We start from the raw sequence: 23,893 nt of genomic DNA, 5'->3' as shown, positions 1-23,893 counted from the left end.
ACCGACCTTCGCCAACTCCGCCTCGATTAAAGCCGCTCCGGTGCTGCCGGCGCAGGTGTTCAACTGCTGCCGCGGCACAGTTGAACAGCCGCAGACCCGATTGATTGATCAGCGATAGGCCCTGAGTCATAGTGGGCGCGGTGAGGCAGTGGTGTGGCGCGGTGCCATGAAATGCCGTCGGTGACATCCACTGCCCGGTTTTCACGGGCGGTGATTCAGGAACGCCTGGTTTCCGGCAGGGCGACCGCCACCGAAGCGCGGACGGCCGCCGTGCGTCCCGGACGTAACCAGGAGGGTCCTGATGATTCCGTTGTCCTTTGCGCAGCGTCGGCTGTGGTTCCTCGCGCAGCTGGAGGGCCCGAGCGCGACGTACAACATCCCGGTCGCCCTTCGCCTGTCGGGCACGGTGGACCGGGAGGCGCTGGGCGCGGCACTGCGGGACGTCCTGGAGCGGCACGAGGTGCTACGCACCACCTTCGCCGTGACCGACGGCGAGCCCCATCAGCGGATCACGGACGTCGCGGACCTGGACTGGGAGCTCCAGGTCGTGGAACTGCCCGGCTCCGCCACGCCCGCGGACCTGGCAGGCGCCGTCTTTGGCGTCGTCGGCCACGAGTTCGACCTGTCGTCCGAACTGCCCATCCGTGCCTGGCTGTTCTCGGCCGGGCCGAACGAGCACGCCCTGGCCGTGGTCGTCCATCACATCGCGGGTGACGGCTGGTCCATGGGCCCGCTGGCGCGGGACGTGTCGGTCGCCTACGAGGCGCGGTGCGCGGGCCGGACCCCGGGGTGGGAGCCGCTGCCGGTCCAGTACGCCGACTACGCGCTGTGGCAGCGCGAGCTGCTCGGCGACGAGAACAACCCGGAGAGCGTGATCTCCCGGCAGGTCGACTACTGGCGCGACGCCCTGGCGGACGCGCCCGAGGAACTGGAACTCCCCTTCGACCACCAGCGCCCGGCGGTCCCGTCCCACCAGGGCCACAGCGTCCCGTTCGCCGTCCCGGCCGCCGTGCACGCCCGGCTGGCACAGGTGGCGCGCGCCGAGGGCGCGACCACGTTCATGGTCCTCCAGGCCGCACTGGCCATGATGTTGTCCCGCCTCGGCGCGGGCACCGACATCCCGATCGGCACGGCCGTGGCCGGACGTACGGATGTCGACCTGGGCGACCTCGTCGGCTTCTTCGTCAACACGCTCGTGATGCGGACGGACCTGTCGGGCGACCCGACGTTCCGGGAGCTGCTGGGCCGGGCGCGCGAGACGAGCCTGTCGGCGCTGGCCCACCAGGAAGTGCCGTTCGAGAAGCTGGTGGAGGAACTGGCGCCGGCCCGTTCCATGGCCCGGCACCCCCTGTTCCAGGTGATGCTCGCGGTGCAGAACGTCGCCCGGGGCGCGGCGGTCGACCTGCCCGGCGCACGCATCGTGGACATGTCCGCCGAGCTGACCACGGGAGCCGCGGCGGCCAAGTTCGACCTGGAGGTCTCGGCCGAGGAGGTCTTCGACGCCGACGGCGCCCCCGCAGGGGTGCGGGGCGACATCACGGCGGCGGTCGACCTGTTCGACATGGCAACGGTCGAGCGGCTCGCGCAGTGGTGGGTCCGGGTGCTGGAGGTGGTCGCGGCCGATCCGGAGACGCGGTTGAGCGCGGTGGACGTGCTTGATGAGGATGCGCGTCGTCGGGTGTTGGTGGAGTGGAACGACACCGGGGCTGTGGTTGCGTCTTCGACGGTGGTGGGGTTGTTCGAGGCGCAGGTGGTGAGGTCGCCGGGTGCGGTGGCGGTGGTGGCGGATGGTGTGTCGGTGTCGTTTGCGGAGTTGGATGTGCGGGCGAACCGGTTGGCGCGGTTGCTGATCGGGCGGGGTGTGGGTGCGGAGTCGGTGGTGGGTGTGTGTATGGGGCGTGGTGTCGAGACGGTGGCGGCGTTGCTGGGTGTGATGAAGGCCGGTGGTGCGTATCTGCCGGTTGATCCGGGGTATCCGGCCGAGCGGATCAGTTACATGCTCGGGGATGCCGGTGCTGTCGTGGTGCTGACTTCGGCGGCGGTGGAGGGTGTGCTGCCGGGCGGTGTGGCGCGGGTTGTGGTGGACGCGCCGTCGGTGGTCGAGGAGCTGGCCCGCCTGGATGGCGGTGGCCTCGCCGGCGTGGGGCCGCGGCCGGAGAATCCGGCGTATGTGATCTTCACGTCCGGGTCGACGGGGCGTCCGAAGGGTGTGGTGGTCGAGCATCGTTCGGTGGTGAACTTGTTGTCGTGGGCGGTCGGTGAGTTCGGCGGTGCCGATTTCTCGCGGGTGTTGGTGTCGACGTCGTTCAACTTCGATGTGTCGGTGTTCGAGTTGTTCGGTCCGTTGGTGTCGGGCGGCAGTGTGGTGATCGTGGACGATGTGCTGGCGCTGGCTGATGGTGGGGCCGGGGTGGGGGCGGTGAGTCTGGTCAGTGGTGTGCCGTCGGCGTTTGCGCAGGTGGTGGCTGGTGGTGGGCTTTCTGTGCGGCCGCGGGCGGTGGTGTTGGCGGGTGAGGCGCTGACCGCGGATGTGGTCGGGAGTATTCGTGGGGCGTTGCCGGAAGCCCGGGTGGCGAACATCTATGGTCCGACCGAGGCGACGGTGTATGCGACGGCGTGGTCCACGGACGAGGATGTCGAGGGGCTGGTGCCGATCGGGCGGCCGATCTCGAATGCCCGGGTGTATGTGCTGGACGGTGCGATGTCGCCGGTGCCGGTGGGTGTGGCCGGGGAACTCTATATCGCGGGGTCGGGTCTGGCGCGTGGGTATGTGGGGCGTGCGGGGTTGACGGCGGAGCGGTTCGTGGCCGATCCGTTCGGTGGGGGTGAGCGGCTGTATCGGACCGGTGACCTGGTGCGGTGGAACGGTGATGGTCAGGTCGAGTATTTGGGCCGGGTCGATGAGCAGGTGAAGGTACGCGGTTTCCGGATCGAGCTGGGCGAGGTCCAGGCGGCTGTGGTCGCGCATCCGCAGGTTGCTCAGGCTGTGGTGACCGTCCGCGAGGACATCCCGGGCGACAAGCGCCTGGTCGCCTACGTCGTGTCCGCCGAAGGTGCCGACGGTCAACTGACGGTAGGGGTGAGCGAGTTCGTCGCGCGGCGGTTGCCGTCGTACATGGTGCCGTCGGCGGTGGTGGTGCTGGACGCGCTGCCGCTGAACGCGAACGGAAAGCTCGATCGGAGTGCCTTGCCCGCCCCGGAACACCGCTCGGGTGCCGGACGAGGCCCCGCGAGTGTGCGGGAGGAGATCCTGTGCGCCGCCTTCGCCGAGGTCCTCGGCCTGGAGAGCGTCGGCGCCGACGATGACTTCTTCGCCCTGGGCGGACACTCGCTGCTGGCGATCCGCCTCGTCGAGGCGGTACGGGCGCGGGGCGTGACCGTGTCGGTGCGTGCGCTGTTCCAGACCCCGACTCCCGCCGGGCTCGCGCTGTCGGTGGGCACCGAGCGGGTGGTGGTGCCGGAGAATCTCATCCCCGCGGGTGCGACCGTGATCAACCCTCAGATGCTGCCGCTGGTGGATCTGTCGGCCGAGGAGGTCGAGCGGGTCGTCGCGGGCGTCGACGGCGGCGCGGCCAACGTGGCCGACGTCTACCCGCTCGCACCCCTCCAGGAAGGTCTGCTCTTCCACCACCTCCTGGCCGCCGACGGCGAGGACGACGCGTATGTGATGCCGACGGTCCTCGAATTCGACTCCCGCGACCGGCTGCACGCCTTCCTCGACGCCCTCCAGCGGGTGGTCGACCGCCATGACATCCTGCGCACGGCGATCGTGTGGGAAGGCCTGCGCGAGCCGGTCCAGGTGGTGTGGCGCCGGGCCGAGCTGTCGGTGGACGAAGTGGCTCTGGACCCGCGGAGCACCGACCCGGTGGCCGAGCTGATGGCGCGCGCCGGCGACGCGATGGACCTGGGACGGGCCCCGCTGATCCACCCGTACACCGCCGGCCTGCCGGACGGCCGGTGGCTGGCCCTCGTCCGGGTGCACCACATGGTCCAGGACCACACGGCCCTGGAAGTGCTCCTCACAGAGGTACGGGCATTCCTGGCGGGCCACGGCGAAGCGCTGGCGCAGCCACTGCCGTTCCGGAACTTCGTGGCCCAGGCACGCGACGAGTCGGCGCGCGCCGGACATGAGCGCTACTTCGAGAACCTGCTCGGCGACGTGGACGAACCGACGGCCCCGTTCGGCCTGACGGACGTACTCGGCGACGGGTCCGGCGTGAAGCGGGCCGAAGTCGACTTCTCACCCGAGCTGCGCGATCGCCTCAGGGAGATATCGCGTCGCCTGGGAGTCAGCGCGGCGACCGTGATGCACGTGGCGTGGGCGCGTGCCGTGGCGGCCGTCAGCGGCCGGGACGACGTGGTTTTCGGCACCGTCCTGTTCGGCCGCATGAACGCCGGGGCCGGCGCCGACCAGGTACCCGGTCCCTTCCTCAACACGCTGCCCGTACGCGTCCGGACGGCCGAGGTGGGCGCCCTGGCCGCCGTGTCCGCGATGCGCGGACAGCTGGCCGAGCTTCTGGAGCACGAACACGCGACCCTGGCCGTGGCACAGCGCGCCAGCGGTGTCGCGGCGAACATGCCGCTGTTCACCTCGTTCCTCAACTACCGGCACAACACCACCGCCACCCCCCTCGGCGACGAGGGCCGACCGGCGGGCGACATCCAGGGGCTTCGCCCCGTCTTCTCGCGCGAGCGCACCAACTATCCGCTCGCCGTCTCCGTCGACGACAGCGGGGACCGGATCGGGCTGTCTGTCGACGCAGTGGCACCGATCGACCCGCACGCCGTCGGTTCCTTGGTGCGGACCGCGACCGAGGGCCTGGTAGCCGCACTGGAAGACGCGCTGGACGGTGGCGAGGACCTGCCGTTGAGCGCGGTGGATGTGTTGGGTGTGGTGGAGCGGCGTCGGGTGTTGGTGGAGTGGAACGACACGGCGGTCGAGGTTGCGCCGGTCATGGTTCCGGATCTGTTCGCTGGGTGGGTGGTGGAGTCGCCGGGTGCGGTGGCGGTGGTGTTCGAGGGTGTTGAGGTGTCGTATGCGGAGTTGGATGTGCGGGCGAACCGGTTGGCGCGGTTGCTGATCGGGCGGGGTGTGGGTCCGGAGTCGGTGGTGGGTCTGTGTCTGCCGCGTGGTGTGGAGATGGTCGTCGCGATTGTGGCGGTGTGGAAGGCGGGTGGTGCGTATGTGCCGCTCGATCCGGAGTATCCGGCGGAGCGGATCGCGTTCGTGCTCGCGGACAGTGGTGCGGAGCTTGTCGTCGGGCAACGGGGTGTGACGGAGGGCGTGGTGGCCGGCCCTGGCCTGGGTGTGGTGTGGCTGGGGGATCCGGTGGTGGAGGGTGAGCTGGCGGGGTTTGCGGTTACGGCTCCGGGTGGGGCTGTGGATCGGGAGGGTCTGGCGTATGTGATCTATACGTCGGGGTCGACGGGTCTGCCGAAGGGTGTGGGGGTTTCGCACGGTTCGTTGGCGAATCTGGTGTCGGTGTTCGGGCCGTTGTTGGAGGTGGGGCCTGGGGTTCCGGTTCTGCAGTTCGCTTCGTTCAGTTTCGATGCGTCGGTGCTGGATGTGGCGGTGGCGTTGGGTTGTGGTGGTGCGCTGGTGGTGGCTGGTGCGGCGGAGCGGGCGGAGCCTGCGTTGTTGCGGGGGCTGGTGGAGTCGGCGGGTGTGCGGTCGGCGAGTGTGGTGCCGTCGTTGCTCGGGGTGCTGGAGTTGGAGGATCTGGCCGGGGTGGGGCCGATGGTGGTGGGTTCGGAGGCGATGGATCCGGGGTTGGCGCGGGAGTGGGCGCGGGGTCGGCGGCTTGTGCATGCGTACGGGCCCACGGAGGCGACGGTGATCACGGCTGTCGGGCAGGTCGATCCGGACGGTGGTGGGGCGCTGCCGTTCGGTGGACCGGTCGCGAACACGCGGATGTTCGTCCTGGACGAGTGCTTGCGGCCGGTTCCGGTGGGTGTGGCCGGTGAGCTGTACATCGGTGGCACGCAGCTGGCACGCGGATACGTAGGACGGGCAGGGCTGACGGCGGAGCGGTTCGTCGCCGATCCGTTCGGCGGTGGTGAGCGCGTGTACCGCACGGGTGACCTGGTGCGGTGGACGGCGGACGGTCAGTTGGTGTTCGCGGGGCGTGCGGACGAGCAGGTCAAGATCCGAGGCTTCCGGATCGAGCCGGGTGAGGTGCAAGCGGCGGTGGCGGCGCACCCGGGTGTGGCGCAGGCGGCGGTGGTCGCCCGCGAGGACGCGCCGGGGGATACGCGCCTCGTGGCCTATGTGGTTCCTGCCGGGTCGGAGCACGACACGCTGCCGGCATCGGTGAGCGCGTTCGTGTCCGAGTACCTGCCCGGGTACATGGTGCCGTCGGCGGTGGTGGTCCTCGACGCACTGCCGTTGACGGTGAACGGCAAGCTGGACCGCAAGGCCCTGCCCGCCCCGCAGCTCACCACCGGTACCGGCCGGGCCCCCTCCAGCCTCCAGGAAGAGATCCTGTGCGGGGTGTTCGCGCAGGTCCTGGGCTTGGAGCGGGTCGGTGTGGACGACGACTTCTTCGCTCTCGGCGGGCATTCGCTTCTTGCGGTCCGGCTGGTGAGCCGGATTCGTGTGGTGCTGGGTGTCGAGGTGCCGCTGCGGGACCTGTTCGAGGCGCCGACCGTCGCCGCACTCGCAGCCCAGCTGGCCGGGTCCCAGCTGGGCGGCGTCGACGCGGCGCGCAAGGCGCTCACACAGAGGGAGCGTCCCGAGCGGGTGCCGTTGTCGTTCGCCCAGCAGCGGCTGTGGTTCATCGGGCAGTTGGAGGGCCCGAGCGCCACCTACAACGTCCCCGTGACACTCCGCCTGTCGGGTGACGTCGACCGCGACGCCCTCGGCACGGCGCTGCGGGACGTGATCGGCAGGCACGAGGTGCTGCGCACCGTCTTCGCAGAGGCGGACGGACAGCCGTACCAGCAGGTTCGGGAACTGGCCGAGCTGGAGTGGCAGCTTCAGTCGGTGGACCTCACCGCCGACGACGCGTCGACCGAGCTCGCGGATGCGATCTCCGAGGCAGAGCAGTACGCGTTCGAGCTGGCTTCCGACGTGCCGATCCGGGCCTGGCTGTTCACGGCCGGACCGGACGAACACGTCCTGGTCGTGGTGGTCCACCACATCGCGGGTGACGGCTGGTCCATGGGCCCACTGGCGCGGGATGTGTCGGTCGCCTACGAGGCGCGGTGCGCGGGGCGGGCCCCGGAGTGGGGACCGCTGCCGGTGCAGTACGCCGACTACACCCTCTGGCAACGCGAACTGCTCGGCGACGAGCGGGACGCGGAGAGTCTGATGTCCCGGCAGATCGGCTACTGGCGTGAAGCGTTGGCCGGTGCGCCGGAGGAACTTGAGCTGCCGTTCGACCGGTCCAGGCCGGCCGTGGCCTCCCACCTCGGGCACACCGTCCCGCTGGAGATTCCGACGGAGCTGCACGCACGCCTTGTGGAGGTGGCGCGCGCCGAGGGCGTGACCACGTTCATGGTGTTGCAGGCGGCGCTGGCGGTGTTGCTGTCCCGGCTCGGTGCGGGCACGGACATCCCCATCGGTTCGGCGAACGCGGGGCGTACGGACGAGGCCCTGGACGACATGGTCGGCTTCTTCATCAACACGCTGGTGATCCGCACGGATCTGTCGGGCGACCCGACGTTCCGTGAGGTGCTGGGGCGGGTGCGGGAGAGGAGCCTGTCGGCGTTCGCGCATCAGGATGTGCCGTTCGAGCGGCTGGTGGAGGAGCTGTCCCCGGCCCGGTCGCTGGCCCGGCATCCGCTGTTCCAGGTCGTCTTCACGATGCAGAACACCATCGACGCTGTGCTCGACCTCCCGGGTGTGTGGGCGGGCAGCGTGTCGGACGACCTGTCGGCCGGCAGAGCTGCGGCAAAGTTCGATCTCGATGTGATGGTGCGGGAGGTGTTCGACGCTGATGGTGCCCCGGCGGGGTTGTGGGGTTCGGTGACGGTGGCGTTGGACTTGTTCGATGCGGAGTGGGCCGGTCGGATCGCGGATGCCTGGCTGCGGGTGCTGGGGGCGTTGGCTGATGATCCGCGGACTCGGTTGGGTGCCGTGGATGTGCTCGGTGGGGTTGAGCGTCGTCGGGTGGTGGGTGAGTGGAATGACACGGCGGTTGTTGTGCCTGCTGTTGCGGTGCATGAGGTGTTCGGGGCGCAGGTGGCGCGGACGCCGGATGCTGTGGCGGTGGTCGCGGACGGTGTGTCGGTGTCGTATGCGGAGCTGGACGCTCGGGCGAACCGGATCGCGCATTATCTGCTTGGCCAGGGTGTGGGTGCGGAGTCTGTTGTCGGTCTGTCTTTGCCGCGTGGTGTGGAGATGGTTGCGGGGATTTTGGGTGTGTGGAAGGCGGGTGCGGGTTATCTGCCGATCGATCCGGCTCAGCCGACGGAGCGGATCTCTTACATGCTCCGTGACAGCCGTGTGGTGCTGACGCTGACGACGGAGGAGGTTCTTGAGGAGCTTCCGGCTGGTCGGGGGCGTCTGGTGGCGGTTGACGGTGCGTTGATGGAGTTGCAGCTTGCTGCGGCTGCGGCGACCGTGCCTGACGTGGTCGTTCCGGCAGGAGCGTTGGCGTATGTGATTTATACGTCGGGTTCGACGGGTCAGCCGAAGGGTGTTGCGGTCACCCATGGTGGTCTGGCGAATTATGTGGTGTCGGTTCCGGGGCGGGTGGGGTTCGGTGAGCCGGGTGGTCGTTATGCGTTGTTGCAGGCGCAGGCGACGGATCTGGGTAACACGGTTGTCTTCGCGGCTCTTGCCACGGGCGGTGAGCTGCACATCCTGGACGAGGGTGCGGTGACGGATCCGGCTGTCGTGGCCGCGTATCTGAGGGAGCACCGGATCGACTATCTCAAGGCGGTGCCTTCGCATCTGGCGGCGTTGTCTGCCGGTGGTGGTCTGGGAGGTGTCTTGCCGGCGAAGTCGTTGGTGCTGGGTGGTGAGGCTGCTTCGGTGTCGTGGGTGCGGGAGCTGGTGGCGGCCGCGGGTGAGTGTGGGGTGTTCAACCACTACGGTCCGACCGAGGCCACGATCGGTGTCGCGACCGTCCGGCTGAGTGCGGACCTGGTTGCCGATGGTGTCGTGCCGGTGGGTACGCCGATCGCCAACACTCGTTTCTGGGTGCTGGATGACCGGTTGCAGCCGGTGCCGGTGGGTGTTGCGGGTGAGTTGTATGTCGCGGGTGCTGGTGTTGCGCGTGGTTATGTCGGGCGTGCGGGACTGACGTCGGAGCGGTTCGTCGCCGACCCGTTCTCCGCTACCGGTGGGCGGATGTATCGCACCGGTGACGGGGCGAAGTGGACGGTGGACGGTCAGGTCGTCTTCCTGGGCCGCACGGACGACCAGGTGAAGATCCGGGGTTTCCGGATCGAGCCGGGTGAGGTGCAGGCCGTACTGACCGCACACCCGCAGGTCGTCCAGGCTGCTGTGATCGCTCGTGAGGACACGCCGGGAGACACCCGCCTGGTGGCCTACGTCGTGCCCGACGACGAGGACGCGGTCCCGACTGAACTGGCCGCTGTTCTCAAGCAGTTCGCCGTCCAGCGGCTGCCGGAGCACATGGTGCCGTCGGTGGTGGTGGTCCTCGACGCGCTGCCGCTGACCGCGAACGGCAAGCTCGACCGGTCTGCTCTCCCCGCCCCCGTCTACGGCTTCAACCGTGCCAGTGTCCGTCGTGCGGCGACGCTTCAGGAGGAGATCCTGTGCGTGGCGTTCGCCGAGGTCTTGGGGCTGGACAGCGTCGGCGTCGACGACGACTTCTTCGAGCTGGGCGGCCACTCGCTCCTCGCGGTCCGGCTGATCAGCCGTATCCGTACCGTCCTCGGTGTCGAGGTGGAGATCCGGCAGCTGTTCGAGGCTCCGACCGTCTCCGGGCTCGCCGCCCAGCTGGCGGCCGGGGTCGGCCAGGCCCGGGTGGCGCTGACGACCGTCGAACGTCCCGAGCGCGTGCCGTTGTCGTTCGCCCAGCAGCGGCTGTGGTTCATCGGCCAGCTCGAGGGCCCGGGCGCCACTTACAACACCCCCATCACCCTGCGCCTGTCAGGTGACGTGGACCGTGACGCGCTCGGCATGGCCCTGCAGGACGTCATAGGCCGGCACGAGGTGCTGCGCACGGTGCTCAAGGTCGCGGACGGTGAGCCGTACCAGCACGTCCTGGACCCGGCGGACGTGGTGTGGGAGCTGACCGTGGCACAGGTCGAGCCTACGGAGCTGGCCGCTGCGGTTGCCGAGGCGGCGCAGTACGCCTTCGACCTGGCGACCGAGGTGCCCATCCGGGCCTGGCTGTTCGACGCGGGCCCTGACGAGCGGGTCCTGGCGGTGACCATCCACCACATCGCCAGCGACGGCTGGTCACAGGCCCCCCTCGCCCGGGACTTCTCCACTGCTTACGCGGCGCGGTGTGCGGGGCGGGCCCCGGAGTGGGAGCCGCTGCCGGTCCAGTACGCCGACTACGCCCTGTGGCAGCGGGAGCTGCTCGGCGACGAGAACGACCCCGAGAGTGTGATCTCCCGCCAGGTCGCCTACTGGCGGGAGACGCTGGCCGGCGCACCGGAGGAGCTTGCGCTGCCTTTCGACCGGCCGCGCCCGGTCGTGGCTTCTCACCGTGGGCACACTGTGCCGCTGGAGATTCCGGCCGAGGTGCACGCACGCCTTGTGGAGGTGGCGCGCGCCGAAGGCGTGACCCTGTTCATGGTCGTACAGGCGGCGCTGGCGGTGCTGCTGTCCCGGCTGGGCGCGGGAACCGACATCCCGATCGGCTCGGCACATGCCGGGCGTACGGACGAAGCCCTGGACGACCTGATCGGGTGCTTCGTCAACACGCTCGTGCTGCGGGTCGATCTGACCGGGGACCCGATGTTCACCGAACTCCTCTCGCGCGTGCGGGAGTCGGGACTTTCGAGCTTCGCCCATCAGGATGTGCCCTTCGAGAAGCTGGTGGAGGAGCTGTCCCCCAGCCGGTCGATGGCACGGCACCCGCTGTTCCAGGTGGTCCTGACCAAGCTGGACACGATCGACGCCGTGGTCGATGTACCCGTGGTGCTTGCCGGTGGCGTGGAGGCGGGGGAACGGGCCGCCAAGTTCGATCTCGATGTGATGGTGCGGGAGGTGTTCGACGCTGATGGTGCCCCGGCGGGGTTGTGGGGTTCGGTGACGGTGGCGTTGGACTTGTTCGATGCGGAGTGGGCCGGTCGGATCGCGGATGCCTGGCTGCGGGTGCTGGGGGCGTTGGCTGATGATCCGCGGACTCGGTTGGGTGCCGTGGATGTGCTCGGTGGGGTTGAGCGTCGTCGGGTGGTGGGTGAGTGGAATGACACGGCGGTTGTTGTGCCTGCTGTTGCGGTGCATGAGGTGTTCGGGGCGCAGGTGGCGCGGACGCCGGATGCTGTGGCGGTGGTCGCGGACGGTGTGTCGGTGTCGTATGCGGAGCTGGACGCGCGGGCGAACCGGATCGCGCATTATCTGCTTGGCCAGGGTGTGGGTGCGGAGTCTGTTGTCGGTCTGTCTTTGCCGCGTGGTGTGGAGATGGTTGCGGGGATTTTGGGTGTGTGGAAGGCGGGTGCGGGTTATCTGCCGATCGATCCGGCTCAGCCGACGGAGCGGATCTCGTACATGCTCCGTGACAGCCGTGTGGTGCTGACGCTGACGACGGAGGAGGTTCTTGAGGAGCTTCCGGCTGGTCGGGGGCGTCTGGTGGCGGTTGACGGTGCGTTGATGGAGTTGCAGCTTGCTGCGGCTGCGGCGACCGTGCCTGACGTGGTCGTTCCGGCAGGAGCGTTGGCGTATGTGATTTATACGTCGGGTTCGACGGGTCAGCCGAAGGGTGTTGCGGTCACCCATGGTGGTCTGGCGAATTATGTGGTGTCGGTTCCGGGGCGGGTGGGGTTCGGTGAGCCGGGTGGTCGTTATGCGTTGTTGCAGGCGCAGGCGACGGATCTGGGTAACACGGTTGTCTTCGCGGCTCTTGCCACGGGCGGTGAGCTGCACATCCTGGACGAGGGTGCGGTGACGGATCCGGCTGTCGTGGCCGCGTATCTGAGGGAGCACCGGATCGACTATCTCAAGGCGGTGCCTTCGCATCTGGCGGCGTTGTCTGCCGGTGGTGGTCTGGGAGGTGTCTTGCCGGCGAAGTCGTTGGTGCTGGGTGGTGAGGCTGCTTCGGTGTCGTGGGTGCGGGAGCTGGTGGCGGCCGCGGGTGAGTGTGGGGTGTTCAACCACTACGGTCCGACCGAGGCCACGATCGGTGTCGCGACCGTCCGGCTGAGTGCGGACCTGGTTGCCGATGGTGTCGTGCCGGTGGGTACGCCGATCGCCAACACTCGTTTCTGGGTGCTGGATGACCGGTTGCAGCCGGTGCCGGTGGGTGTTGCGGGTGAGTTGTATGTCGCGGGTGCTGGTGTTGCGCGTGGTTATGTCGGGCGTGCGGGACTGACGTCGGAGCGGTTCGTCGCCGACCCGTTCTCCGCTACCGGTGGGCGGATGTATCGCACCGGTGACCGGGCGAAGTGGACGGTGGACGGTCAGGTCGTCTTCCTGGGCCGCACGGACGACCAGGTGAAGATCCGGGGTTTCCGGATCGAGCCGGGTGAGGTGCAGGCCGTACTGACCGCACACCCGCAGGTCGTCCAGGCTGCTGTGATCGCTCGTGAGGACACGCCGGGAGACACCCGCCTGGTGGCCTACGTCGTACCCGACGACGAGGACGCGGCGGACAGTGAACTCTCCGCACACGTACGTCAGTTCGCGGCCGGTCGGCTGCCGGAGCACATGGTGCCGTCGGTGGTGGTGGTCCTCGACGCGCTGCCGCTGACCGCGAACGGCAAGCTCGACCGGTCTGCTCTCCCCGCCCCCGTCTACGGCTTCAACCGTGCCAGTGTCCGTCGTGCGGCGACGCTTCAGGAGGAGATCCTGTGCGTGGCGTTCGCCGAGGTCCTGGGGCTGGACAGCGTCGGCGTCGACGACGACTTCTTCGAGCTGGGCGGCCACTCGCTCCTCGCGGTCCGGCTGATCAGCCGTATCCGTACCGTCCTCGGTGTCGAGGTGGAGATCCGGCAGCTGTTCGAGGCTCCGACCGTCTCCGGGCTCGCCGCCCAGCTGGCGGCCGGGGTCGGCCAGGCCCGGGTGGCGCTGACCACCGTCGAACGTCCCGAGCGCGTGCCGTTGTCGTTCGCCCAGCAGCGGCTGTGGTTCATCGGCCAGCTCGAGGGCCCGGGCGCCACTTACAACACCCCCATCACCCTGCGCCTGTCAGGTGACGTGGACCGTGACGCGCTCGGCATGGCCCTGCAGGACGTCATAGGCCGGCACGAGGTGCTGCGCACGGTGTTCCCGATGGCCGAGGGCACCCCCTACCAGCACATCCTCGACCCCGACGAGCTGGACTGGCAGCTGACCGTGGCCGCCGTGGAGCCCGCGGAGCTTGACGCCGCCCTCATCGACGCGGCGCAGTACGCCTTCGACCTGGCGACCGAGGTGCCCATCCGGGCCTGGCTGTTCGACGCGGGCCCTGACGAGCGGGTCCTGTCGGTGACCATCCACCACATCGCCAGCGACGGCTGGTCCACGGGTCCCCTCGCCCGGGACGTCTCCACCGCGTACGCCGCCCGGCGCGAGGGCGGTGTCCCGGAGTGGGAGCCGCTGCCGGTCCAGTACGCGGACTACGCGCTGTGGCAGCGGGAGCTGCTCGGCGACGAGAACGACCCCGACAGCCTGCTCGCCGCCCAGGTCGCCTACTGGCGCGAGACGCTGGCCGGCGCACCGGAGGAGCTGGTTCTCCCCGCGGACCGTTCCCGTCCGGCCGTGGCTTCTCACCGTGGCCACAGCGTGTCCATGACCGTGCCGGCCGAGGTCCACGCACGGCTGGTGGAGGTGGCGCGCGCCGAGGGCGTCACCATGTTCATGGTCCTGCAGTCCGCGCTGGCCGTGCTTCTGTCGCGGCTCGGGGCGGGCACCGACATCCCGATCGGCTCGGCGAACGCGGGGCGTACGGACGAGGCCCTGGACGACCTGGTCGGGTTCTTCGTGAACACGCTGGTGCTGCGTACCGACCTGTCGGGCGACCCGACGTTCCGTGAGGTGCTGGGCCGGGTGCGAGAAGCGAGCCTGTCGGCGTTCGCGCACCAGGAGGTGCCGTTCGAGAAGCTGGTGGAGGAGCTGGCGCCGGTCCGTTCCCTGGCCCGTCACCCGCTGTTCCAGGTCGTCTTCACGATGCAGAACAACGCCGAAGCGGTACTGGATCTGCCGGGCGTACGGGCCGAAGGCACGTCCGGTGAGCGCTCCTCGGCCACGCGGGCCTCCAAGCTCGACATCGAGGTGCTGATCGGCGAGGTGTACGACGGCCAGGGCACACCGGCGGGCCTGCACGGCTCGGTCGTCGCCGCGGCGGACCTGTTCCACGCGGAGACGGTCGAGCGGCTCGCGGCACGGCTGGCGCGGCTGCTGGAGACGGTGTCCGCCGAGCCGGGCCTCCCGCTGAGTGCGGTCCAGGTGCTCGACGAGGCCGAGCGGCACCGCCTGCTGACCGAGTGGAACGACACCACCACCGAGCCCGTGGAGCCGTCGGCGCTGCGCCTGTTCGAGACGCGGGCGGCGCGGACCCCTGACGCCGTCGCGATCGTGACCGACGGTGTCGAGACGTCGTACGCGGAGCTGGACGCCCGCGCGAACCGGCTGGCGCACTACCTCGTCGGCCAAGGCGTCGGCACGGAGACGGTGGTCGCCCTGTGCCTGCCGCGCGGCGTGGACATGATCGCGGCGCTTCTGGGTGTGTGGAAGGCCGGGGCGGCGTACCTGCCCGTGGATCCGGAGTACCCGGCGGACCGGGTGGCGTACATGCTCCGCGACAGCCGGGCCGTGCTCACCTTGACGACCGAGGAGATCTTCGACGACCTCCCGGCCGGCCGGTCCCGTCTGGTCGCGATCGACGACACGCTGACGACGATGCAGCTGGCGGCCGCGCCCACCACCACCCCCGGTGTGCGGGTGGCCCCGGACGGGTTGGCGTACGTCATCTACACCTCCGGTTCCACCGGGCGGCCCAAGGGCGTCCTGGTGCCGCACGCGGGTGTGGGGAACCTCGTGGCTGCGCAGATGGAGCGGTTTGCGGTCACCGGCGACAGCCGGGTGCTGCAGTTCGCGTCGATGAGCTTCGACGCGGCCACATCGGAAGTGCTGATGGCCCTGTGCTCCGGCGCCCGCCTGGTGCTCGCCGCGTCGCGTGAGCTCGTTCCCGGGTCGGGATCCTCGGGTCTCACCGACGTGGTCGCCCGGCACGGGGTGACCCATGTGACGCTTCCGCCCGCGGTGCTGGCCGTCCTGGAGCTGGGCAGCCTGCCGTCGGTGACCACGCTGGTGACCGCGGGCGAGGCGCTCGACGCGGAGCTGCTGTCCGGCTGGTCGGACGGCCGTCGCCTCGTCAACGCGTACGGCCCGACGGAGACGACGGTCTGCGCGACCATGTCCGAGCCGCTCAGGCCGGGGGCGGAACCGTCCATCGGTGCGCCGAACCCCAACACTCGGGTGTTCGTCCTGGACGACGCGCTGAACCCCGTGCCGGTCGGCGTTGCGGGTGAGCTCTACGTGGCGGGCGCGGGTCTGGCGCGGGGCTACTTCGGGCGGGCCGGCCTGACGGCGGACCGCTTCGTGGCCTGCCCCTTCGGCACCGCCGGCGAGCGGATGTACCGCACCGGCGACCGGGTGCGGTGGACCGCGGACGGGCAGCTCGTCTTCACCGGGCGCGTCGACGACCAGGTGAAGATCCGGGGATTCCGGATCGAGCCGGGCGAGATCGAGAACGTGATCGCCGCGCACCCGTCGGTGGTGCGGACAGCGGTGATCGCCCGCGAGGACACGCCGGGGGACAAGCGCCTGGTGGCGTACGTCGTGCCGGCCGACGACGAGGGAGACCTCACCGAACCGGTCCGGGAGTTCGTGGCCAAGCGCCTGCCGGAGCACATGGTGCCCGCGGCCGTGGTGGCGCTCGACACCCTGCCGCTGACGGTGAACGGGAAGCTGGACCGCAAGGCGCTGCCCGCCCCCGACTACGCGTCCGCGCTGACGCCCGGCGGACGTCGGGCGACGACCGTGGAGGAGGAACTCCTGTGCGCCGCGTTCGCCGAGGTACTCGGTCTGGAGCGGGTCGGCGTGGACGACGACTTCTTCGTGCTGGGCGGCCACTCCCTGCTCGCCACCCGGCTGGCCAGCCGGGTACGGACCGTACTGGGCGTGGAGATGGAGGTCCGGGCGCTGTTCGAGGCGCGCACGGCTGCCGGACTCGCCGCCCGGCTGGCGGGCGCGGAGCGGGCGCGCGCGGCGCTGACGGCAGGTCAGCGTCCGGAGCGGGTGCCACTGTCGTTCGCCCAGCAGCGGCTGTGGTTCATCGGTCGCCTCGAAGACTCCACTGCCGCCTACAACACGCCGGTGGCCCTGCGGCTGTCGGGCGGAGTGGACCGGGAGGCACTCGGCCAGGCCCTGCGGGACGTCATAGGCCGGCACGAGGTACTCCGTACGGTCTTCCCGATCGCCGACGACGAGCCGTACCAGCTCGTCCTGCCGCTCGACGATCTCGACTGGGAGCTGTCGGTGGCCGAGGTGGCGCCGGCGGAGCTGGACAGCGCGGTCGCCGAGGCGGCCGGATACGCCTTCGACCTGGCCTGCGAGGTGCCGATCCGGGCGTGGCTGTTCTCGGCCGGACCGGATGAGCACGTGTTCGTGGTGACGATGCACCACATCGCCGGTGACGGCTGGTCCAGGGGCCCCCTGGCCCGCGACCTCTCCACGGCCTACGCGGCACGCTGCGCGGGGCGGGCCCCGCAGTGGGAGCCGCTGCCGGTCCAGTACGCCGACTACGCCCTGTGGCAGCGGGAGCTGCTCGGCGACGAGAACGACCCCGACAGCGTGATCTCCCAGCAGATCGCGTACTGGCGGCGCGCTCTGGCGGACGCCCCCGAGGAGCTGGCACTTCCGGCGGATCGTTCGCGTCCGGCCGTGGCCTCCCACCGCGGGCACAGCCTGAGCCTGGTTGTCCCGGCCGAGGCGCACGCCCACCTGGTGCAGGTCGCACAGGCCGAGGGTGTGACCACGTACATGGTGTTGCAGGCCGCACTGTCGGCCCTGCTCTCCCGGCTCGGGGCAGGCACCGACATCCCGATCGGCTCGGCGAACGCCGGCCGCACGGATGTGGCCCTCGACGACCTGGTCGGCTTCTTCGTCAACACCGTGGTGGTGCGTACGGATCTGTCGGGCGATCCGACCTTCCGTGAGTTGCTGGCCCGGGTGCGCGAGACGAGCCTGTCGGCGTTCGCCCACCAGGACGTGCCGTTCGAGAAGCTCGTGGAGATCCTGTCCCCGGCCCGCTCGCTGGCACGCCACCCGCTGTTCCAGGTGATGCTCACGGTCCAGAACAATGCCGAGGCGACGCTGGAACTGCCGGGCCTGCAAGCCGGTGGGATGCCGGCCGGAGCCCGCTCGGCGAAGTTCGACCTGGAACTGTCCGTCGGGGAGGTCTTCGACCCGGAGGGCGCACCGGCAGGGCTGCTCGGATCGGTCGTCGCGGCGGCGGACCTGTTCGACGCGGAGACGGCCGAACAGCTGGTGGGCCGCTTTGCCCGGGTGCTGGAAGCCCTGCTCGCCGACCCCGACCTGCCGTTGAGCGCGGTGGATGTGTTGGGTGTGGTGGAGCGGCGTCGGGTGTTGGTGGAGTGGAACGACACGGCGGTCGAGGTTGCGCCGGTCATGGTTCCGGATCTGTTCGCTGGGTGGGTGGTGGAGTCGCCGGGTGCGGTGGCGGTGGTGTTCGAGGGTGTTGAGGTGTCGTATGCGGAGTTGGATGTGCGGGCGAACCGGTTGGCGCGGTTGCTGATCGGGCGGGGTGTGGGTCCGGAGTCGGTGGTGGGTCTGTGTCTGCCGCGTGGTGTGGAGATGGTCGTCGCGATTGTGGCGGTGTGGAAGGCGGGTGGTGCGTATGTGCCGCTCGATCCGGAGTATCCGGCGGAGCGGATCGCGTTCGTGCTCGCGGACAGTGGTGCGGAGCTTGTCGTCGGGCAACGGGGTGTGACGGAGGGCGTGGTGGCCGGCCCTGGCCTGGGTGTGGTGTGGCTGGGGGATCCGGTGGTGGAGGGTGAGCTGGCGGGGTTTGCGGTTACGGCTCCGGGTGGGGCTGTGGATCGGGAGGGTCTGGCGTATGTGATCTATACGTCGGGGTCGACGGGTCTGCCGAAGGGTGTGGGGGTTTCGCACGGTTCGTTGGCGAATCTGGTGTCGGTGTTCGGGCCGTTGTTGGAGGTGGGGCCTGGGGTTCCGGTTCTGCAGTTCGCTTCGTTCAGTTTCGATGCGTCGGTGCTGGATGTGGCGGTGGCGTTGGGTTGTGGTGGTGCGCTGGTGGTGGCTGGTGCGGCGGAGCGGGCGGAGCCTGCGTTGTTGCGGGGGCTGGTGGAGTCGGCGGGTGTGCGGTCGGCGAGTGTGGTGCCGTCGTTGCTCGGGGTGCTGGAGTTGGAGGATCTGGCCGGGGTGGGGCCGATGGTGGTGGGTTCGGAGGCGATGGATCCGGGGTTGGCGCGGGAGTGGGCGCGGGGTCGGCGGCTTGTGCATGCGTACGGGCCCACGGAGGCGACGGTGATCACGGCTGTCGGGCAGGTCGATCCGGACGGTGGTGGGGCGCTGCCGTTCGGTGGACCGGTCGCGAACACGCGGATGTTCGTCCTGGACGAGTGCTTGCGGCCGGTTCCGGTGGGTGTGGCCGGTGAGCTGTACATCGGTGGCACGCAGCTGGCACGCGGATACGTAGGACGGGCAGGGCTGACGGCGGAGCGGTTCGTCGCCGATCCGTTCGGCGGTGGTGAGCGCGTGTACCGCACGGGTGACCTGGTGCGGTGGACGGCGGACGGTCAGTTGGTGTTCGCGGGGCGTGCGGACGAGCAGGTCAAGATCCGAGGCTTCCGGATCGAACCCGGCGAGGTCCAGGCCGTCATCGCCGCGCACCCGCAGGTCGCTCAAGCCGCCGTCGTCGCCCGCGAGGACACGCCGGGTGACACCCGCCTCGTGGCGTACGTCGTTCCCGCGGACACCGACGCCGCCCAGGCCGAACTACAAGGCCACATCGCGCAGTTCGCGTCCGGACGTCTGCCCGGGTACATGGTGCCGTCGGCGGTGGTGGTCCTCGACGCACTGCCGTTGACGGTGAACGGCAAGCTGGACCGCAAGGCCCTGCCCGCCCCGCAGCTCACCACCGGTACCGGCCGGGCCCCCTCCAGCCTCCAGGAAGAGATCCTGTGCGGGGTGTTCGCGCAGGTCCTGGGCTTGGAGCGGGTCGGTGTGGACGACGACTTCTTCGCTCTCGGCGGGCATTCGCTTCTTGCGGTCCGGCTGGTGAGCCGGATTCGTGTGGTGCTGGGTGTCGAGGTGCCGCTGCGGGACCTGTTCGAGGCGCCGACCGTCGCCGCACTCGCCGGGCGCCTGACCGAGGCCGAAGCGGCCCGCCTGACACTGACGTCGCGGGAGCGTCCGGAGCGGGTGCCGTTGTCGTTCGCCCAGCAGCGGCTGTGGTTCATCGGGCAGTTGGAGGGCCGAGTGCCACCTACAACGTTCCGGTCGCCCTGCGTCTGTCGGGTGAGGTGGACCAGGCGGCGCTCGGCATGGCGTTGCGGGATGTGATCGGCCGGCACGAGGTGCTGCGCACTGTCTTCCCGGTCACGGACGGCGAGCCGTACCAGCTCGTCCTGCCGCTCGACGGGCTGGAGTGGGAGCTGTCGGTGGCCGAGGTGGCGTCGGCGGAGCTGGACAGCGCGGTCGCCGAGGCGGCCGGATACGCCTTCGACCTCGCCTGTGAGGTGCCGATCCGGGCGTGGCTGTTCTCGGCCGGACCGGATGAGCACGTGTTCGTGGTGACGATGCACCACATCGCCGGTGACGGCTGGTCCAGGGGCCCCCTGGCGCGGGATCTCTCCACGGCTTACGCGGCGCGGTGTGAGAACCGGATCCCCGAGTGGGTGCCGCTGCCGGTGCAGTACGCGGATTATGCGCTGTGGCAGCGGGAGCTGCTGGGCGAGGAGGGCGACGCCGGGAGTGTGATCTCGCGTCAGGTGGCCTATTGGCGTGAGAGGTTGTCCGGGTCTCCGGAGGAGCTGGAGCTGCCGTTCGACCGTACGCGGCCGTCGGTGGCGTCGCATCGGGGTCATCGGGTGCCGTTGGAGGTTTCGGCGGAGGTTCACGCGCGGCTGCAGGAGGTGGCGCGTGCCGAGGGTGTGACGACGTTCATGGTGTTGCAGGCGGCGTTGGCGATGCTGCTGTCCCGTCTGGGTGCGGGGACGGACATTCCGATCGGTTCGGCGAACGCGGGGCGTACGGACGAGGCCTTGGACGACCTGGTCGGCTTCTTCATCAACACGTTGGTGATCCGTACGGATCTGTCGGGTGATCCGACGTTCCAGGAGCTGTTGGGGCGGGTGCGGGAGACGAGTCTGTCGGCGCTCGCGCATCAGGAGGTGCCGTTCGAGAAGCTGGTGGAGGAGCTGGCTCCGAGCCGTTCGATGGCCCGTCACCCGCTGTTCCAGGTGCAGCTCGACCTCCAGAACAACGCCCAGGCCGTCCTCGACCTGCCAGGGGTCCGTACTGGTGGGGCGCCGGTCGGCGCAGCGGTGGCGAAGTTCGACGTCGAGGTATCCGTCGGAGAGGTCCTCGACGCACAGGGCGCGCCGGCAGGGCTGCGCGGTGCGGTGACCGCGGCGGCCGACCTGTTCGACGTGACGACGGTCGAAGGCTATGCGAAGCGGTGGGTGCGGGTCCTGGGACTCCTCGTCGCCGACCCGCAGCTGAGGCTGAGCGAGATCCAGGTCCTCGACGAGACCGAACACCGCCAGGTGGTGGTGGAGTGGAACGACACGGCGCGGGAGCTGCCGACGGGGCTGGTGCCGGGGCTGTTCGAAGCCCAGGCGGCGCGGACGCCGGACGCGGTGGCGGTCGTCGCCGAGGGCGTCGAGATGTCGTACGCGGAGCTCGACGAGCGGGCGAACCGGATCGCCCGGTTCCTGGTGAGCCAGGGTGTCGGCCCGGAGTCGGTCGTGGGGCTGTGCCTTCCGCGTGGCGTGGACATGGTGGCGGCGATCCTGGGTGTGTGGAAGGCCGGGGCCGGCTATCTGCCTGTGGATCCGGACTACCCGGCGGAGCGCATCGCGTTCATGCTCCGTGACAGCCGGTCCGTGCTGGCGTTGACGACGGAGGACATCCTCGATGAACTCCCCGCCGGCCGTGGACGCCTGGTGGCGCTGGACGACCCGCTGACCGCGACGCAGTTGGCGGCCGCCCCGGCGACGTCTCCCGGCGTGGCGGTGGAGCGGGACGGTCTGGCATACGTCATCTACACCTCGGGCTCGACGGGACGCCCGAAGGGTGTGGCGGTCACCCACGGCGGCCTGGCCAACTATGTGACGTGGGCGGCGGACACGTACGGGAAGGGGCCCGGTGGTGCGCCCCTGCACTCGTCGCTCGCGTTCGACCTGACGGTGACGAGTGTGCTGGTGCCGTTGGTGTCGGGAACCGCGGTGGTGGTGAGCCCGGCCGGTGGCGCCGAGGGCCTGGCCGAACTGGTCCGCACGAACGATGAGTTCGGGTTTGCCAAGGTGGTCCCCGCACATCTGCCGGTGCTGTCCGAGATGCTCGCGGACGACCACGCGACGGCCTCCGCCCGCACCTGGGTGGTCGGTGGTGAGGCATTGCCGGGCGCCGCCGTCCGCGAGTGGTTGGAGCGGTCGCCGGACTCGGTCGTCGTGAACGAGTACGGGCCCACCGAAACCGTCGTCGGATGCAGCGTGTTCTCGGTGCGACTGGGACAGGAGGTCGGGGAGTCCGTTCCGATCGGGCGCCCGGTGGCGAACACACAGTTGTACGTGCTGGACGAGCGGCTGTCACCGGTGCCGGTGGGCGTGGCGGGCGAACTGTATGTCGCGGGTGAGCAGTTGGCGCGCGGTTATCTCGGCCGTGCGGCTCTGACGGCGGAGCGGTTCCTGGCGTCGCCGTTCGCCTCCGGGCTGCGGATGTACCGGACGGGGGACGTGGCGCGGTGGTCGGCCGACGGCCAACTGGAGTACCTGGGCCGGGCGGACGAGCAGGTCAAGATCCGTGGATTCCGGATCGAACCCGGCGAAGTCCAGGCGGCGCTGCTGGCGCATCCCGGGGTGGCTCGGGCGGCGACGGTCGCGAGGGAGGACACTCCGGGCGACAGGCGGCTGGTCGCCTACGTCGTACCCAGCGACGAAGCGGACGCAGACGAACTGCCCGCGTTCGTGAGGAAGTTCGCAACCGCCCGATTGCCCGAGCACATGGTCCCCTCGGCGGTGGTGGTGCTGGACGCACTGCCTTTGACGGTGAACGGCAAACTGCACCGCGAGGCCCTGCCCGCCCCGGACTACTCCGGCGACGCAGGATCGGGCCGGGAGCCGTCCACCCACGAGGAGAAGGTCCTGTGTGAGGTGTTCGCGCAGGTCCTGGGCCTGGAGCGAGTCGGCGTGGACGACGACTTCTTCGTACTCGGCGGGCATTCGCTGCTCGCGGTCCGGCTGATCAACCGGATCAGGACGGTACTGGGCACTGAGGTGGAGATCGTCGAACTGTTCGATGCTCCGACGGTGGCCGGACTTGCACGGCGGCTTGGCAGTCAGAAGTCAGCTAGGCCGGCGTTGCGGCCGATGCGTATCCAGGAGGAGTCCTGATGATCCCGTTGTCTTTCGCGCAGCGCCGGTTGTGGTTCATCGGGCAGCTGGAGGGTCCGAGTGCCACGTACAATATTCCGGTCGTGCTGCGGTTGTCGGGCACCGTGGACCGGGCGGCGCTCGGTCAGGCGTTGCGGGATGTGATCGGGCGGCACGAGGTGCTGCGTACGGTCTTCCCGGCCGATGACGGTGAGCCCCAGCAGCGCATTCTCAAGCTCGACGAGCTGGAGTGGGAGCTGTCGGTGGCCGAGGTGGCCCCGGCGGAGCTGTCCGCCGCCGTTGCCGAAGCCACGCAGTACGCGTTTGACCTCACGGCCGAAGTGCCCATCCGGGCGTGGCTGTTCTCGGCAGGACCGGACGAGCACGTGCTGGTGCTGACGGTGCATCACATCGCTACCGACGGCTGGTCGAGAGGCCCGCTGGCGCAGGATCTCTCGACGGCCTATGGGGCGCGGTGTGCGGGCCGTGCCCGGAGTGGGAGCCGCTGCCGGTCCAGTACGCGGACTACGCGCTGTGGCAGCGGGAGCTGCTGGGCGACGAGAACGACCCCGAGAGTGTGATCTCCCGGCAGATCGCCTACTGGCGCGAGACGCTGGCCGGCGCACCGGAGGAGCTCGCGCTGCCCTTCGACCGGACACGCCCGGCCGTGGCCTCCCACCGCGGGCACAGTGCGTTCGTCGATGTCCCGGCCGAGGTGCACGCGCGGCTGGTTGAGCTGGCGCGTGCCGAGGGCGTGACCACGTTCATGGTGTTGCAGGCGGCGCTGGCGGTGTTGCTGTCCCGGCTGGGCGCGGGAACCGACATCCCGATCGGCTCTGCACATGCCGGGCGTACGGACGAGGCCCTGGACGATCTCGTCGGGTGCTTCGTGAACACGCTCGTGGTGCGTACGGATCTGTCGGGCGACCCGACGTTCCGTGAGCTGCTGGGGCGGGTGCGGAAGGCGAGCCTGTCGGCGTTCGCGCATCAGGATGTGCCGTTCGAGAAGCTGGTGGAGGAGCTGTCCCCGGCCCGGTCGCTGGCCCGGCATCCGCTGTTCCAGGTCGTCTTCACGATGCAGAACACCATCGAAGCGGTGCTCGACCTGCGGGGTGTGCAGGCGGGCGCGTCGGGTGACCTGTCGGCCGGGAAGTCGGCCGCGAAGTTCGACCTCGACGTGGTCGTCGGG

General features: G+C 69.8%; 4 protein-coding genes (1 of these 4 only partly in view). All 4 read left to right on the top strand.

The window, feature by feature from the left end; translation table 11 throughout:
* Positions 1-301: 301 nt before the first annotated feature.
* Tightly spaced (each overlapping or abutting the next), the 4 genes in view from QA802_RS00690 to QA802_RS00675 form a layout consistent with a single transcriptional unit that may run on beyond the window.
* Positions 302-19,672 (top strand): non-ribosomal peptide synthase/polyketide synthase, encoded by a 19,371-nt coding sequence (locus QA802_RS00690; RefSeq protein WP_334517314.1) that lies wholly within the window; start codon positions 302-304, stop codon positions 19,670-19,672.
* Positions 19,633-22,725 carry a non-ribosomal peptide synthetase gene (locus QA802_RS00685; RefSeq protein ID WP_334517313.1) on the top strand — a complete coding sequence of 1,031 codons (3,093 nt, stop codon included), beginning with the start codon at positions 19,633-19,635 and terminating at the stop codon, positions 22,723-22,725. Before QA802_RS00690 ends, QA802_RS00685 begins: the two co-directional genes overlap by 40 nt.
* Positions 22,725-23,285, top strand: coding sequence for a condensation domain-containing protein (locus QA802_RS00680; protein ID WP_334517311.1), 561 nt, complete (start codon positions 22,725-22,727; stop codon positions 23,283-23,285). The genes QA802_RS00685 and QA802_RS00680 overlap by 1 nt, the downstream gene beginning before the upstream one ends.
* A protein-coding gene (locus QA802_RS00675; RefSeq protein WP_334517310.1) for a non-ribosomal peptide synthetase crosses the window boundary here: on the top strand, positions 23,180-23,893 show its 5' portion. The gene runs 8,499 nt beyond the window's last position; 714 of the gene's 9,213 nt are visible here — the first part of the coding sequence; the start codon lies at positions 23,180-23,182; the stop codon falls past the right edge of the window. Before QA802_RS00680 ends, QA802_RS00675 begins: the two co-directional genes overlap by 106 nt.

The organism is Streptomyces sp. B21-105 (assembly GCF_036898465.1).
GTDB lineage: Bacteria > Actinomycetota > Actinomycetes > Streptomycetales > Streptomycetaceae > Streptomyces.
The sequence above is the reverse complement of the archived record's forward strand: the minus strand, read 5'-3'. Positions and strand labels throughout refer to the sequence as shown.

Coding starts and splice junctions, on each gene's coding strand:
- QA802_RS00690 (WP_334517314.1), top strand. CDS start 302: ATGATTCCGTTGTCCTTTGCGCAGCGTCGGCTGTGGTTCCTCGCGCAG.
- QA802_RS00680 (WP_334517311.1), top strand. CDS start 22,725: ATGATCCCGTTGTCTTTCGCGCAGCGCCGGTTGTGGTTCATCGGGCAG.